Raw genomic sequence first — 16,499 nt, 5'->3', positions numbered from 1 at the left:
TCCATATTAAATACAAAAACCCGACAGGTAAAATCTGTCGGGTTTGAATTGAATTATAAAAACTTAGAACCTTAGCATCTTTAATTACTTCACAAAATCAACCGCTTTAGCAAGTGCCTCAGCAATTCCATCAACATTTTTACCTCCTGCAGTTGCAAAGAAAGGCTGGCCTCCTCCTCCACCTTGGATGTATTTACCCAATTCGCGAACAACTTGCCCAGCGTTTAAGTTTTTCTCAGCTACGATTTCTTTAGAAATGTAACAAGTTAACATTGGTTTTCCTTCGTGAGCCGTTGCGAAAACTACAAATAAATTATTGTAAGAACCGCCTAATTCATAAGCTAGATCTTTTGCTCCTTCCGGATTCAAATCTACTTGTTTAGCTAAGAATTGAACTCCATTGATTTCTTGCAACTCTTTAGCCAAATCAGCTTTCATATTTTTAGCTTTATCTTTTAATAAAGCTTCTAATTGTTTTTTCAATTGAGCATTTTCGTCTTGTAAAGCAATAATTGATTTTACTGGATCTTGAGCATTTTTAAGCGCTTCTTTAATTTCAGCTAAAGAAACAGCTTGAGACTCAAAATACTCTTTTGCAGCTTCACTTGTAATCGCTTCAATTCTTCTGATTCCTGCCGCAACAGCTCCTTCAGAAACGATTTTAAAATGCCATATATCAGATGTATTCGCAATGTGAGTTCCTCCACATAATTCAACAGAATCTCCAAATTTAATGGTACGAACTAAATCACCATATTTTTCTCCAAATAAAGCAATCGCGCCATCCTCAAGAGCTTGCTCTTTCGGAATAGCTCTTTTTTCGATTAATGGCAAACTCTCACGAATCCTTGCGTTTACGAAGTTTTCAACCTCTACTAATTCCTCATCTGTAACTTTAGAGAAGTGAGAAAAGTCAAAACGTAAAGATGCATTTCTTACCATCGACCCTTTTTGCTCGATATGAGTTCCTAAAATCTTACGTAAAGCTTGATGCAACAAGTGCGTAGCCGAGTGGTTTGACGAAGTTTTAGCTCTTTGGTTTGCATCAACAACCGCGTTAAAAGTTCCCGTAAGGTTTTCTGGTAACGATTTTGCCAAATGTATCGTTTGGTTATTTTCTTTTTTAGTATCAATAATATAAACTATATCTCCGTTTTGAGCTTCTAAATATCCTTTATCTCCAGTTTGTCCTCCGCTTTCTCCATAAAAAGGAGTTGCATTGAAAACTAATTGGAAAATCTCACCATCTTTTGCACTTTCAACTCTACGGTATTTCGTAATTTTTACTTGCTGTGATAATCTGTCATATCCAACAAATTCCTGAATATCATCTTCAACAAGTACATTCCAGTCTCCAGCCGTTACTTTTGATGCAGCACGAGATCTTTCTTTTTGTAGTTGTAATTGTTCCTGGAATCCTTCTTCGTCTAATTTCAATCCTCTTTCAGAAAGAATCAAAGCTGTTAAATCGATTGGGAATCCGTAAGTATCATACAATTCAAATGCTTTTTTACCATCAACAGTATCTGTACTGTTATTTGAAATTACAGCATCTAAAAGAACTAATCCTTGATCTAAAGTTTTCAAGAATGAATTTTCTTCTTCACGAATTACATTCGAACAAAGTGCTTTCTGCGTTCTGATTTCTGGGAAAGAATCCCCCATTTGCTCGCTTAAAGTCTCAACCAATTTAAAAATAAACGGCTCTTTTGTTCCTAAGAAAGTAAATCCGTAACGAATTGCACGACGTAAAATTCTACGAATAACATATCCTGCACCCGTGTTAGAAGGCAACTGTCCGTCAGCAATAGCAAAAGCTACCGCACGAACGTGATCTGCCACTACACGAATAGCAATATTCATTTTATTTTGTTCTTCACTAATGCCTGTTACATCATTAGTTGTATATTTTGCTCCAGTAATGGTCTCGATTTCTCTAATTAAAGGCATGAAAACATCAGTGTCGTAGTTTGATGTTTTTCCTTGTAAAGCCATACATAAACGCTCAAATCCCATTCCGGTATCAACGTGTTGCGCAGGAAGTTTTTCTAACGAACCATCAGCTTTACGGTTGAATTCCATGAATACGTTATTCCAGATTTCAACTACTTGCGGGTGATCGTTATTCACTAAGCTTTTTCCAGAAACTTGTGCTTTTTCTTCTTCAGAACGTAAATCAACGTGAATTTCCGAACAAGGTCCGCATGGTCCTTGATCTCCCATTTCCCAGAAATTGTCTTTTTTGTTTCCAAGAATGATTCGATCTTCATCGATTAAAGTTTTCCAAATATCCCAAGCTTCCTGGTCAAAAGGAACATTATCTTCTTTACTTCCTTCAAAAACAGAAACATAAAGATTCTCTTTTGGAATTTTGTACACTTCTGTCAATAGTTCCCAAGCCCAATTGATCGCTTCTTTTTTGAAATAATCTCCAAAAGACCAGTTTCCTAACATTTCAAACATCGTGTGGTGGTATGTATCAATACCAACTTCTTCAAGATCGTTATGTTTTCCTGAAACACGAAGACATTTTTGCGTATCGGCTATTCTTGGACTTTTTGGAGTTCCGTTCCCTAAGAAAAATTCTTTAAACTGGGCCATTCCCGAGTTATTGAACATTAGGGTTGGGTCGTCTTTAAGCACAATAGGAGCTGAAGGAACAATAGTATGTCCTTTACTCTCAAAAAAATCTAAAAATTGTTTACGTACGTCTTGTGATTTCATATTTTGTTAATGCGATAATTTGATAATTTGTCAATTAGATATTTTACTAATCTGTGAATGTGATTGTTAGAAAAATTCAATTAAAAACTTAAAATTCAAAACAATAAATTTCGCTTTTAATGCATTATCTAATTATCAAATTGACACATTATCTAATTGCTTTAATTCTTGAAAAAAAGTATCGAACAACTGAAACATTTTTTAATTTTGTTCGACTAACTTATTTTACAAGCTGCAAAAATAGGGTATTTTAAAATATGGCGAAAGTAAAATATTATTACGACTCAGAAAATCTGGCTTATACGAAAATAAAAACCAGAAAAAGGGCAAAAATTGGTTATGCTTTCTTGTTTTTGTTGGCCTCCGCACTATTTGGCTTTTTAATTTTTGTTCTTTTAATCAATACCTCTTATTTTGAGACGCCAAAAGATCGTTTGCAAGCTCGTGAAATTGAAAATTTAAAACTGCAATACGCAATTTTAAATAAAAAAATGGACGAAATTGACGATGTTGCCGAATCACTCGAAGACAGAGACAATAATATTTACAGAGTTTATTTTAACAAAACTGAAATTCCAGATTCCATTAGGAAAGAAGGTTTTAGAGATGCAGAACGATACAAAAAATTAGAAGGCTACAACAATTCACAATTGGTTTTAAACACTACCAAGCGAATTGATAAGCTTTCGAAGCAATTGGCAATACAGTCTAAATCTCTAGATGAGATTTTGAAATTAGCTGGAGCAAAAGAAAATTTATTATTAGCCATTCCGGCGATTCAGCCAGTTCAGAACGAAAGTTTGAAACGAGTTGCGTCAGGTTTTGGATATCGAATTGATCCTTTCACGAAAGTGAGAAAAATGCACAACGGAATGGATTTTACCGCCAACACAGGCGCTCCTGTTTATGCAACGGGCGACGGCGTGGTGGATCGAGCTGATGCCGCTGCCTCTGGATTTGGAAATCATGTGGTCATCAGGCATGGTTTTGGCTATGAAAGTTTGTATGCACATTTGAGCAAATACAATTGCAGGCCCGGACAACATGTCAAAAGAGGAGATATTATTGGTTACGTGGGAAGTACAGGAAGATCTGAAGGCCCTCATTGCCATTATGAAGTTCATAAAGATGGAAAAGTCGTGAATCCGCTGAATTTTTATTACGGAAATATTTCGGCGGCCGAATATGTAGCAATTTCACAAATGGCAAATCAAGAAAACCAATCGTTGGATTAACATCCAGCAGTCAAAAGTTGTAAAGTCAAAAGTCTTAAAGTTGTTGCTAATATTGACTTTGTATTTTTTTCAGAACATACACAATGGATAAAAATAGAAATAAATACCTATAGGACTTTAAAAACTTTATGACTTTTGACTTTCGACTTTAGGGTAACAGTACAAAAAATAGTATTTTTGAAATAAAATAGAAAAAAACAAATCATGCATATCGAACTTTCAAAAGACAAAAGATATTACAGTATTGGCGAAGTGGCCAAAGCTTTTAATGTCAATGCCTCTTTGATACGCTTTTGGGACAGCGAATTTGATATTCTGAAACCAAAAAAGAATGCCAAAGGAAACCGAATGTTTACTCCGGAAGATATTACAAACCTACAGCTGATTTATCATTTGGTCAAAGAAAGAGGTTTTACACTTGAAGGCGCCAAAACGCATTTAAAAGAAGGACAGAAGAAAACATTAGATAAATTCGAAATAATACGTAAATTAGAATCCATAAAAACACAATTAAACGACATCAAAAACGAATTGTAATTAAATAAAAATAGAAACAAACTTAAATTAAACACTCATGAAAAGATTTTTGCCTTGGATTATCGCTGCAGTTGTTATCATTGGAATTTATGGCTGGGCTTCTGGAATTTATAATACAGCAGTAACACTTGATCAAAATGTTAAAGAAAGCTGGGGAAATGTTAACACGGCTTATCAAAGAAGAAATGATCTTATTCCAAATTTAGTTAATACCGTAAAAGGGTACGCGAAACACGAACAAAGCACTTTAACAGCTGTAATTGAAGCTCGTGCAAAAGCTACAGGAATCACTATTGACCCATCGAATGTTACACCAGAACAGTTAGCTGCGTTCAATTCTGCACAATCAGGGGTTTCTTCGTCTTTATCAAAATTATTGGTAAGCGTTGAGCAATATCCAAATCTTAAAGCTGATGCTAGTTTTATGAAATTACAAGATGAATTGGCAAGTACCGAAAATCAAATTTTGACAGCTAGAACTCGTTTTAACGAAGCTGTTAAGCCTTACAATAACAATATCAACACCTTCCCAAGAAATATCTTGGCAGGATTATATGGTCTTAAAGAAAAACCATATTTTGAAGCTTCTATCGGAGCAGAAAAACCAGTTGAAGTAAAATTCTAAAAAAGTTTTAGACAAAAATCTAAAATCTACAATCTAAACTCTAAAATCATTTTCATGTCAAAAGTAGAAGATTTTTTAACCAAAGAAGAAGAGCAAGAAATTGTTGAAGCTATTCGTATGGCCGAAAATAATACTTCTGGCGAAATTAGAGTACATATAGAAAAAACAACTTCTAAAGCTCATTTTGATAGGGCTTTAGAAGTTTTTCATGAACTACGAATGGATGAAACTAAATTGAAAAATGGAGTTCTGCTCTATTTTGCAGTTGAAGATAAAAACTTTGTAATTTGTGGAGACAAAGGAATTAATGATTTGGTTGCCAATGATTTTTGGGACTGTACCAAAGACATTATGACCAATCATTTTAAAGCTGGAAATTTTAAACAAGGAATTGTTGACGGAATTACAAATGCCGGAGAACAATTAAAAAAATATTTTCCGTGGTCAGAAGATGACACAAACGAATTATCTAACGAAATCTCAAAAGGATAAATGATGAAAAATTCCATAAATAAAATCCCAAATTCAAATAGAATTTTTCAAGTTACTCTTTTGTTTATTACGTTTTTTATCTGCAATACCACTTTTGCACAATTCGATATTCCAAAAAAACCTGATTTTCAAACTTCTGTTTATGATTATGCCAATCTCTTAAGTGCCTCTGAAAAATCACAATTAGAAGAAAAACTTATTCGTTATTCTGATTCAACTTCAACTCAAATCGTGGTGATTACTATTGAAAGCCTTAAAGGTGAAGATATTGGTATTCTTACTCCAAAATGGGCACACGAATGGGGAATTGGACAAGCAAAAGAAGATAATGGCGTTTTGATTTTATTGGCTAAAGCCGAAAGAAAAATTTGGATTTCACCAGGATACGGACTCGAAGATCGTTTGACTGCTGGTATAGGTGGAGAAATCACAAGAAACATCATTATTCCCGAATTTAAAGCTGGAAGTTATTATAGAGGTCTTGACAAAGGAGCTGATGCTCTTTTTGATGTCTTTAAAGGAAAATACAAAGGCGAACGCAAACAAAGTAAAGGAAAAGATTTTCCCATATTGCCATTCATCGTAATTGTTGTAATTGTCTTGATTTTAATGTCTCGAAACAAACGAGGCGGAGGAGGAAATTCAGGCAACAGTAGCGGTGGTCCTAGCCTGCTTGATGTCATTATTTTGAGCAATCTTGGAAGAAGTGGTGGCGGTTTTGGTGGCTTTGGCGGCGGATCATCTGGAGGTGGTTTTGGCGGAGGCGGAGGCTTCGGAGGAGGTTTCGGCGGTGGCGGATTCTCTGGTGGAGGTTCTGGAGGAAGCTGGTAAACATTCTTTTGTTGCAAGTTTTATTTGTTTCAAGTTCTAAGTTGTAATTTTTATGAAAATAGGTTTTTGTTTGCTTCTATTTTGTCTCTGTTTCATCTCATATTCTCAGGAATATATTGAAACGGACAAACTGCAAAACGACAAGGTGATTGAAGATTTAAACGCTGACATTAGCGTTAATCCTACTTCTGAAAATTATTATTATAGAGGGTATTACAATTATTTGAATGACAATTATACTGAGGCCCTAGAAGATTATAAAAAAGCATTATCTCTAAATCCTATTGATTTTAATGCTTATTTTAGCCGAGGAAATCTCTATCTTAAAGTAAAAGATTATAAAAACGCTATTGACGATTTTTCCAAATGCATCTCATTAGACGATAAATCACAAAAAGCATATTTTAATAGAGCTTTTGCAAAAAGAAAAATTTATGACCGTATGGGAGCTATTGAAGATTATTCGAAAAGCATTGCTCTTAAACCTAATAATTTGGCTGCTTATCAAAATCGTGGATTATTAAAAAAAGAATTAAATTTACATAAAGAAGCAATAGTAGATTTTAATGAAGTCATCCGAATAGACCCACAATCAGTTGATGCATATCAAAACAGGGCGATTTCAAAAGCAATGACACATTCAAAAGATGCTTTGGCAGACTTTGATAAAGCAATAAATTTAGCCCCAGAAAATGCCGAAGTATATTTCAATAGAGCGCTTTATTTTATTAATTTCAAAATAAAAGGAAATTATTGCGCAGATTTAAAAAAAGCGTTTAATTTTGGATATTTACCAGCGCAAGAATTAATAATTGAATATTGTAAAATTTAACAAGGAATAGATGTTATCACATAAAGCAAAATACGCCCTTAAGGCCTTACTTTATTTAGCAGAACAAGACGAAAATCACATTTCTAGAACTATAGAAATTGCTGATGGCGCTAACATTCCTAAAAAGTTTTTAGAACAAATTCTTTTAGATCTAAAACGAGGACGTTTTGTGAGTAGCAAGCAAGGGAAATTTGGCGGATATTATCTGATAAAATCAAAAAATGACATCACTTTGGCAGAAATCCACCGATTATTTGACGGTGCAATTGCACTTTTGCCATGCGCTTCTTTAAATTTTTACGAACCTTGCTCTGATTGCAAAACCGAGTCTGAATGCAGTCTGCGTCACGGTTTGATGCTTATCAGAGACAAAACTTTGAAGGCAATGGAAGGCATCACAATCGCCTCATTAGTAAAAAAATAAAAAAATATTTTCTAAAGTCTAGTAAATCGATAGAATTAATTATATATATTTGCCAAAAATAATTAACAAACCAATTACAAATTTTTGACTCATGAAAGAACATTTCAGTTTATTAGGCGTAACCAAAAATCTTTTGCAAATAAATTATAATAGTCAGTTTGAAACTGCGAAAAGCATTTCCTGTATGATGTGTATGTGTTGATAAAAAAATTTTATTTTAAAACTCTACTAATCATATATACTTAATATAAAAAATGAAAAATTCGATTAAAAATATACTTACAATATTATCTGTTTTAACTTTTTCAATCTCATTTGGACAAAACATAGAAGGTTTCGTTAAAACAACTGAAAACACCCCATTAGAAGCTGCAAATGTCGTTATCAAAGGAACAACTTCAAATACAATCACAGATGCGACAGGAAAATTCACAATCGACACTAAAGGAAAACTTCCTGTTACACTTTTAATCCAATATGTTGGCTATAAAACATCTGAAATTGAAATCGATGATTTACCAGCAACGCCTTTGCAAATCGTTTTAAATGAAGAAAACGCTCTTGTTGAAGTTGTAGTTTCTTCACGACGCAGAATCGAAAAAGTTCAAGATGTGCCAATTGCCATTTCTGTAATTACAGGAAAACAGGCCGAACAAACTGGAGCTTTCAACGTAAACCGTATTAAAGAATTAGTTCCATCAGTACAACTTTATTCTTCAAATCCAAGAAATACTGGAATCAACATTCGTAGCTTAGGTTCTCCATTCGGATTAACAAATGATGGAATCGATCCTGGAGTTGGTTTTTATGTTGATGGCGTTTATTACGCTCGTCCTGCCGCAACAACTTTAGACTTTATTGATGTTGAACAAATTGAGGTTTTACGTGGACCACAAGGTTCATTATTTGGAAAAAACACAACTTCTGGAGCTTTCAATATCACCACTAGAAAACCAAGTTTTTCCACAGGAGCAGATTTTGAAGTTAGTTATGGAAATTATAACTTTTTACAAGCTAAAGCATCGGTTACTGGAGCTTTGGGCAAAAAAGTCGCAGGTAGAATCTCTTTTTCAGGAACTCAAAGAGATGGTTTAATTGACAATGTTGCTACCGGAAGACCTACAAATACATTGAACAACCAAGGAATTAGAGGGCAATTGCTTTGGACTCCATCTGTAAATACAAATATTATTTTGGCAGCAGATATCACCACACAACGTCCTGATGGATATGCTCAAGTTGTTGCAGGTGTTGCTCCAACTCAAAGAGCAGCTTACCGCCAATTTGATGCCATTATCAAAGATTTGAATTATCAATTGCCAAGCTTAAATGCTTTTGACCGTAAAATTGATCAAGATACGCCATGGCGTTCAAATCAAGATATGGGAGGTATTTCATTAAACATTGATACCAAAGTTGGACCAGGAACACTGACTTCAACTACAGCTTGGAGATTCTGGAACTGGGATCCATCAAATGACAGGGATTTTACAGGATTGCAAGTATTAGCAAAATCTCAAAACCCAACAAGACAAACACAAGTAACTCAAGAAGTTCGTTATGCTGGTCAGCTTTCTACAAAAGTGAGCGGTGTTGTGGGTGCATTTTTTATTGATCAAACCTCACAAACAGACGGTACAGAAGAATCTGGAAATGCACAATGGAGATTCTCACAAAGCACTACAAGTCCATTATGGAAAACTCCTGGCCTTTTTGAAGGATACGGAATCAAAACAGATGCAAATATTAGATCATCAAGTGCTGCAGTATTTGGGCAAATTGATTGGGCAATTACAGAACGTCTGCATGTTTTGCCAGGTTTGAGATATAATTTTGACAAAAAAGATGCACACTATGCTCGTAAAACTTATGGAGGTTTGCAAACTACAGATCCTGCATTGCTTGCTTTGAAAAAATCAGTTTACTCTGATCAGGCTTTTGACTCAAGTACAGACAATACCGATTTTTCAGGAAACGTGACATTGACTTATAAAGTTACAGACAAAATCAATGCTTACGCAACATATGCTAAAAGTTACAAACCAGTTGGTGTAAACGTTGCGGGACTTCCATCAGACGCAAAAGGAAATCCAATGCTTGATCTTGCCGTAATTAAACCTGAAAAAGTAAATCATTATGAAATTGGAGTAAAAACTTCTCCATTCAAAAATTCAATTTTCAACTTAACGTTTTATAATACAGAAATCAAAGATTTTCAAACAAACGTTCAAGCGGCTGAATTGGGTGTAAACCGTGGTTATTTAGCAAATGCTGACAAAGTACGTGTAAGAGGTGCAGAATTAGATGCAAGTTTTGTATTCAGCTCTCACTTGACAGTAAATGCAGCAGCAGCATATACAGATGGAAAATACGTGAAATTTACAAATGCGCCGCTTCCATTAGAAGAAACTGGTGCCCCAGTAGCCTACAAAGATGTTTCTGGAACTGATTTGCCGGGAGCTTCAAGATGGGCAGGATCTTTAGGTGGTGAACTTTCTGACAACGCAACATTCTTTGGAAATAAAGGAAAAGTATTTGTAGCGGTTGATTCGTATGCGCGTTCTGAATTTTCTTCAAGCCCATCGGCTTCAAAATATTTAGTAGTGCAAGGCTACGCTATTTTTAATGCACGTTTAGGTTTCCGTGCCTCTCAAGGACTTTCGGTTCATTTCTGGGGACGCAACCTATTCAATAAAGATTATTATGAGCAATTACTGCCAGCTGGAGGTAATGCAGGACAATATGCCGGTGTTCTTGGTGATCAAAGAACTTACGGAGTTACATTAAAGTATTCACTGTAAGCGGTTAGTTAGTTTAGTACATTAAAACGAGATGCCTAAAAGACATCTCGTTTTTTTATGCAAAAAATAGATCAATAATAAACTCCGTTAAAAACCTCAAAATGATAGTTTTAAAACCTTTAGTGTACCTCTAATTCATTTTAAATAAAGATTTTTACTAGCTTATAACTAGAAAAGTCTTTAAAATGTTAGCCTATTACAACACTCAAATACTAGAAAATGAAATCTCATACCAACCGTATTGGTACGAGAAATCAAATTTCATAATAGACTTGGTCTTGGCCGTAAGCATCATAATTATTGGGGGTATTGTGTCAAATACCACAACATTTAAAAACGGTTTAATAATTGCTTTATTAGTTAGCACTTATTTTTTTCTAACTGGATTTTACAAGTTATTGATCCAAAACAAAACAACTTTAATTTTTGACAAAACCAATGATGCTCTATATAAAATTACACCATTACGAAAAACAAAAATCGGTTCGCTGAGCAAAGCAATCGATATTACATCTAAGGCAGGATCAGCCTATTATTCTTATTTTTTAAATATTAAAATCAAAAACAAAACAAAAAAAATACGTTTAACCACCAAGATAAAAAACAAAAAACAAAACAATCCAGAAGTTCGCTTTCTAGAAATAAGGCTAATTCCGGAGCTCGAATTATTCCTAAACTTAAATAAAAACAAGACTGTTTTTGATTTGAATAATTGTTCTTCGATATAATTCATTTCAAAACATCACAAAATCAAGCAAAAAGCAAACAAAAAAACAAAGTGTATTTCAATACTTACATTTTGATTTCTATATATTCGCAGCCTGAATTTATGGAGATTAGATGAAATTTTTCAAATTATTGTTTTTGGTTGGCTTAATTGGCACTAATTTATCAGCGCAAAATGAAAGGAAAATCGACCAGCAAACTTTGACCTGGACTCGTTATTATAATATTTTCCCTTTATCCGAAAAATGGGCGCTCCATTCTGAATTTGACAATCGTGCTTTTTTAAATCCTGTTCATGAAAATCTTTTTGTCATTAGAACTCAGGGACGTTACCGCGCCAGCAAACTTGTAGATTTAGGTGGCGGATTTGCTTTTTTTAGTGTAAATACCCAAAACCCAAATGTTGATCCGAATTTTTCAGTTCCCGAATATCGAATACAGCAAGACATTACTTTGATTAACGATATTGCAAAAATCACTTTTCACAATCGTTTTCAATTAGAAGAACGTTTTATCGAAAAAGCCTCAAGAACAGAATTACTAGATGAATTCTCATTTGCCTTGCGATTTCGTTACCGATTACAATCGACTTTTGATCTTTGGAAAAAAGAAAATAGAAGCTTGAAAGGCACAATTTCAGATGAAGTGATGTTCAATTTCGGAAAGGATAACAAACTAAATACGTTTGATCAAAATAGATTTTATGTTGCTTTACGCTATCATTTTAATCCAAATCTTGGATTAGAATTAGGCTACTTGAAAAACTTCCAAAGACGCGCCAGCGGTATAGATTTTTATGATCGGGATATTATTCGTTTTACGGTTTATCATCGAATTAACAGAAGTTTCTAAGGTGCTAAGTTGCTAAGTTGCTAAGATTCTAAGGTACTAAGCTTTTAAATTTAAACCTTAATAATAAATAGTTATAAATCAAATTTAAATTTGATTTATAACTATTTTCTACAACTTAGAATCTTAGTATCTTAGAACCTTAGCATCTTAAAAAAAAAAAGCCTTAAAGAGACGCACAAAAAGTACGTCTCTCCAGAAAGACAAAACCTACTCCTCTCTTTCTCGGCCTCTTCTCTTGCCTTTTTCATTTCCTGCAAAATTTCCTATTTTATAGGCTAATGAAAACATGACATAACGTTTTAAAACTGTATTTTCCTCATCTCGAATTGATGTTGCCGAGATTGTTCTTGTAGCACTTTGATTCTGATTCAAAACATCATACACTTTAACTTTTGCATAAAGTTTTTTGTCCAAAAAGCCATAAGACAAACTGGTATTCCATAAGTAAAAGTCCTTTTTGAAATCACTTGAGATATTCGAATTGTAAGTGTAACCAAAATCGTTTCCGAAAATAAATTTAGATGGCCAATAGCTTGTAGTCTGCAAATTGATTCTGTGCACTACGTTTGAAGTTGCGTCGCGTGTGTAGTTTTCATATTTAGTTTCATTGTACGACAAACTATACGACGGCGCAATTACAAGCAATTCTCCATATTCGTATGACAAATATACTTTTGGCGTTACTGCTGTTCCTTTTGCATTGTACATAACTCCATTTGTAAAACCTTTATCAAAACTGTAAGTTCCGTTCAACTGCAAACCGTATCGAAAAGTATTTGCGTCTTTTTTGATCGATTGATTCCAGTTTCCTCCAACAGTAAAGGTGTAGGTGTCTGATATATTCACATACGTTGTTGTTCTTTTTCCGCTGTCATCATAAAATGAAGTCGAAGAAATATCGTTGCTGTAATAATCTCCTCTTGCATAAACGCTATAACCAGAACGCGTGCGGAAATCAAAATTTCTAAAACTAAAATTCGCACTGCTTTTTTCTATTGGAGTCAAATTTGGGTTTCCTATAATAGTGTTCAACGGATTACTCAAATTGGCAACCGGCAATAAAAAGCTCGAAACCGGAAGCGCATTCGAATAATCATATTTAAAAGTCATGTTTTTTGAACGGCTGAACTTATATCGAAATTGCGCTGTCGCGAATGGCAAAGCATATTTCTGATTCAAATCAGTTGGTTTTCCCAAATAGAAAGCATGATTATCGTAATCAATAATCGAGGTTTTTGTATCTAGATTTATGGTGTATTTATTCTTTTGAAGCGTAATTCCAACTTTCGGACTTATCGAATTTTGTTTCGAAGTCGTATAAGTTGTCAAAGATTGATTTATTTGAGAATACGATTGTGTGTCAGCGTCATAATCAAATGTTTTTTGATCTTTTATTTCGTTTTGCCAATCAAAATCAGAACCAAATCTGATTCTTAAAGAATCTGTAATCGGTTCTGTATATTCAATATCTAACGAATAAGCATCATTCACATTATCATTTCTTGTTGTCTGATTTCGCGTATCATTTGGCTTATTGTCTTGATAAAAAATAGTTTCCGAAACGTTTAAGGCATCCGTTATAGCATCGGTATTATTATTATCAAAAACAAAACTCAAATTACGGTTCTTCTTCTCAAATACTTTATTGAAATTTAAAGTATTGGCAAAATTAGTGGTTGTATTTTCTCTGCGAGAAACAGCTGTACTTTCATTTAATGCTTGGCCATTTTCGTCTTGAGAAGAACTTGAAGAATCTGAGTCACTATCAACTCGTGTTTGATTAAATTTTGGAGTAAAAACAATTCGCGTACTCGGATTGAGCTTATATTCGAACTCAAAATTGGCTTTATTTCCGGTATTTTCAGTTCTTGTTTTGGCATCTGATTCTGTCAAAATATTTCCTGTCGGCAAAAAGTTCAATTGATTCGCTTTACTATCATTGTTGGTTATATTATTTGAAAAATTATAACTTCCAGTAGCCGAAAAATCCTTAAACCATTCATCTGAATAATTAACACCCGCCAAATTAGACTGAATAATTCCTTTTCCACTTGTAGTGCTTCCTTGGTTCGAACTATTATTTCGTCCGCCTCCCATATTATCAAATACATCATCCATTGAAAAACCGGTCGAATTGATATTATTAGAAGAAGCCAAAACACTAATTTTCTGATTGTTGTTAAAGAAATTCATAATCAAACTGCTTTCATAACGATCGTCAGAACCATAACCTCCCAACACTTTTCCGAAGAAACCTTTATTTTTCTTTTCATCAACCGTGAAGTTAATTGATGAATTATCTGAACTTGATTCTTGTTTTGCCAGCTCTTCTTTTTTGGTTTTGAAATCTGAAACCTGGACTTTTTTGATGATCTCGGCCGGCATATTTTTCAATAACATCTGTCCGTCTTTATCAAAAAAAGCTTTTCCGTTGACTAAAAACTGCGTGACTTCTCGCCCATTTACAGTCACTTTTCCGTCATTGTCAACATCAACTCCGGGTAATTGCTTTAATAAAGTTTCGACATTCGCATCGGGCCTCACTTTAAAAGCCGATGCATTAAATTCTAAGGTATCTTTTTTAATGGCAACTGGCGGCGCTTCAGTTTTAATAACTACATTCTCTAATGCGTTTATATTTTCGGTTAAATACAATTTTCCAAAATCTTTGCTTTCTATAAGTTCTTTCTGTTCTTCAACAAAAGTTTGGTAACCCATATAATTGACTTTCAAGAAAACAGGCTTGGTAATTTTTTTCGTATTTATTCTGAAAACCCCATTTTTATCGGTAGTAGCATATTCGATTACAGCAGAATCCTTTACGGTTGTAAAATAAACAGTCGCCATTTCAAGTGGCATCTGAGTGTTTAGATCAACAACGGTTCCTTTTAAAATAATATCATTTTGTGCATTGGCGACGACGCAAAAAAGAAAAAATAGTAAATAAGAAAAATACTTGGTCATAATTGGTTGGTTAGAACTATTAAGACCAAGAAACAACTTAAAGGTTTAATTTTAAGTTTAACAATTAGCGTGCATTTTGTTTAAAAACAAAAAAATCCCCATTTTACTGGGGATTTCTGTTTTATTTTTCTCTGATATAAATATCGATTGGAACTCCTGCAAAGTCCCATTTTTCTCTGATTTTATTCTCCAGATATCTTTTATATGGCTCTTTAACATATTGCGGCATATTTGCAAAAAACACAAACTGAGGCGTTTGAGTTGGCAACTGCATACAATATTTAATTTTCACATACTTACCTTTTGTCGCTGGTGGCGGATAAGCTTCAATCACCTTCAACATGTATTCGTTGAATTTTGAAGTAGCAATTCTTTGTTTTCTATTTTCGAAAACCTGAACTGTAGCTTCAAGCGCTTTTAGCAAACGTTGTTTTGTTAAAGCCGAAACGAATAAAATTGGCACATCTGTAAAAGGCATCAATTCTTTTTTGATTTTCTCTTCGTAATCACGCGTTGACATGGTATCTTTTTCAACCAAATCCCATTTGTTTACCAAGATCACAACACCTTTACGGTTTTTCTCAGCCAACCAGAAAATACTTTGATCCTGACCTTCAAATCCACGAGTTGCATCAATAACCAAGATACAAATATCTGCATGTTCAATCGCACGTACAGAACGCATTACAGAATAAAACTCTAAATCTTCCTTAACTTTTGCTTTACGACGAATTCCCGCAGTATCAACCAAGTTAAATTCGAAACCAAAACGGTCAAATTTAGTATCAATAGCATCGCGAGTTGTTCCAGCAATATCAGTAACAATATAACGATCTTTACCAATCAAAGCGTTGATAAAGCTAGATTTTCCAGCATTCGGACGTCCTACAACCGCAAAACGAGGCAATTCTACCTCTGGAGTAACTGGCTCCGGTTTTTCTGGGAAAGCTTCAATCAAAGCATCCAATAAATCTCCTGTTCCGCTTCCAGAAATACTTGCAAAAGTATAATAATCACCTAAACCAAGGTTATAAAACTCAACTGCGTCTTTTTCGCGCATTGCATTATCAACCTTATTTACAGCCAATAAAACTGGTTTTGTTACTTTACGAAGCAATTTTGCAACGGTTTCATCCATTGGCGTAATTCCTTCTTCAACATCAACCACAAAAATAATAACATCGGCTTCATCGATAGCAAGTTCTACCTGTTTACGAATTTCACCTTCAAAAACGTCATCAGACCCTCGAACGTATCCACCTGTATCAATGACAGAAAACTCTTTTCCGTTCCACTCGCTTTTACCATAGTTTCTATCACGGGTAACCCCAGATACTGAATCTACAATAGCTTCTCTTCTTTGTATCAGCCTATTAAAAAGGGTCGATTTCCCTACATTAGGTCTTCCTACTATCGCAACAATGTTATTACTCATTTTATTGAATTTTAGATTTTA

At 34.3% G+C, this 16,499-nt stretch carries 13 protein-coding genes; 10 read left to right on the top strand and 3 right to left on the bottom strand.

Going from position 1 to position 16,499, the window contains the following annotated elements; translation table 11 throughout:
* Positions 1 to 84: 84 nt before the first annotated feature.
* The gene (gene alaS, locus SCB73_RS11440; protein ID WP_320566381.1) at positions 85 to 2,724 is read right to left on the bottom strand and encodes an alanine--tRNA ligase; all 2,640 of its coding nucleotides are present in this window, start codon (positions 2,722 to 2,724) and stop codon (positions 85 to 87) included.
* Between the two features lie 257 nt (positions 2,725 to 2,981).
* On the opposite strand from alaS, the gene SCB73_RS11435 reads away from it, so the two are divergent.
* The 10 genes from SCB73_RS11435 to SCB73_RS11390 all read left to right on the top strand — a co-directional run bounded on the left by SCB73_RS11435 (position 2,982) and on the right by SCB73_RS11390 (position 12,079).
* A complete protein-coding gene (locus tag SCB73_RS11435) occupies positions 2,982 to 3,959 on the top strand; it encodes a peptidoglycan DD-metalloendopeptidase family protein (protein ID WP_320566380.1) in 978 nt (325 codons plus the stop codon).
* Between the two features lie 204 nt (positions 3,960 to 4,163).
* Complete coding sequence (locus SCB73_RS11430; protein ID WP_012023968.1) at positions 4,164 to 4,496, top strand: MerR family transcriptional regulator; 333 nt, start codon at positions 4,164 to 4,166, stop codon at positions 4,494 to 4,496.
* Between the two features lie 37 nt (positions 4,497 to 4,533).
* Positions 4,534 to 5,121, top strand: coding sequence for a LemA family protein (locus tag SCB73_RS11425; RefSeq protein ID WP_320566379.1), 588 nt, complete (start codon positions 4,534 to 4,536; stop codon positions 5,119 to 5,121).
* Between the two features lie 54 nt (positions 5,122 to 5,175).
* Complete coding sequence (locus SCB73_RS11420) at positions 5,176 to 5,613, top strand: TPM domain-containing protein (protein ID WP_320566378.1); 438 nt, start codon at positions 5,176 to 5,178, stop codon at positions 5,611 to 5,613.
* A gap of 3 nt (positions 5,614 to 5,616) precedes the next feature.
* Entirely contained in the window at positions 5,617 to 6,444 is an 828-nt protein-coding gene (locus SCB73_RS11415; RefSeq protein ID WP_320566377.1) for a TPM domain-containing protein, read from the top strand.
* A gap of 145 nt (positions 6,445 to 6,589) precedes the next feature.
* Positions 6,590 to 7,276: a tetratricopeptide repeat protein gene (locus tag SCB73_RS11410; protein ID WP_320566376.1), complete on the top strand. Its 687-nt coding sequence runs from the start codon at positions 6,590 to 6,592 to the stop codon at positions 7,274 to 7,276.
* Between the two features lie 10 nt (positions 7,277 to 7,286).
* The gene (locus SCB73_RS11405) at positions 7,287 to 7,700 is read left to right on the top strand and encodes an RrF2 family transcriptional regulator (RefSeq protein ID WP_026730483.1); all 414 of its coding nucleotides are present in this window, start codon (positions 7,287 to 7,289) and stop codon (positions 7,698 to 7,700) included.
* A 254-nt stretch (positions 7,701 to 7,954) separates the two neighbouring features.
* On the top strand, positions 7,955 to 10,501 hold the full coding sequence (locus SCB73_RS11400; protein WP_320566375.1) for a TonB-dependent receptor: 2,547 nt from the start codon (positions 7,955 to 7,957) through the stop codon (positions 10,499 to 10,501).
* A gap of 185 nt (positions 10,502 to 10,686) precedes the next feature.
* On the top strand, positions 10,687 to 11,229 hold the full coding sequence (locus SCB73_RS11395; protein WP_320566374.1) for a hypothetical protein: 543 nt from the start codon (positions 10,687 to 10,689) through the stop codon (positions 11,227 to 11,229).
* 112 nt (positions 11,230 to 11,341) lie between these two features.
* On the top strand, positions 11,342 to 12,079 hold the full coding sequence (locus SCB73_RS11390) for a DUF2490 domain-containing protein (RefSeq protein WP_320566373.1): 738 nt from the start codon (positions 11,342 to 11,344) through the stop codon (positions 12,077 to 12,079).
* 207 nt (positions 12,080 to 12,286) lie between these two features.
* Here SCB73_RS11390 and SCB73_RS11385 read toward each other — a convergent pair whose 3' ends face one another.
* A complete protein-coding gene (locus tag SCB73_RS11385) occupies positions 12,287 to 15,043 on the bottom strand; it encodes an outer membrane beta-barrel protein (RefSeq protein ID WP_320566372.1) in 2,757 nt (918 codons plus the stop codon).
* A gap of 121 nt (positions 15,044 to 15,164) precedes the next feature.
* A complete protein-coding gene (gene der / locus SCB73_RS11380) occupies positions 15,165 to 16,478 on the bottom strand; it encodes a ribosome biogenesis GTPase Der (protein ID WP_320566371.1) in 1,314 nt (437 codons plus the stop codon).
* Positions 16,479 to 16,499: the final 21 nt, after the last annotated feature.

This window comes from Flavobacterium sp. KACC 22761, assembly GCF_034058155.1.
GTDB lineage: Bacteria > Bacteroidota > Bacteroidia > Flavobacteriales > Flavobacteriaceae > Flavobacterium.
The sequence above is the reverse complement of the archived record's forward strand: the minus strand, read 5'-3'. Positions and strand labels throughout refer to the sequence as shown.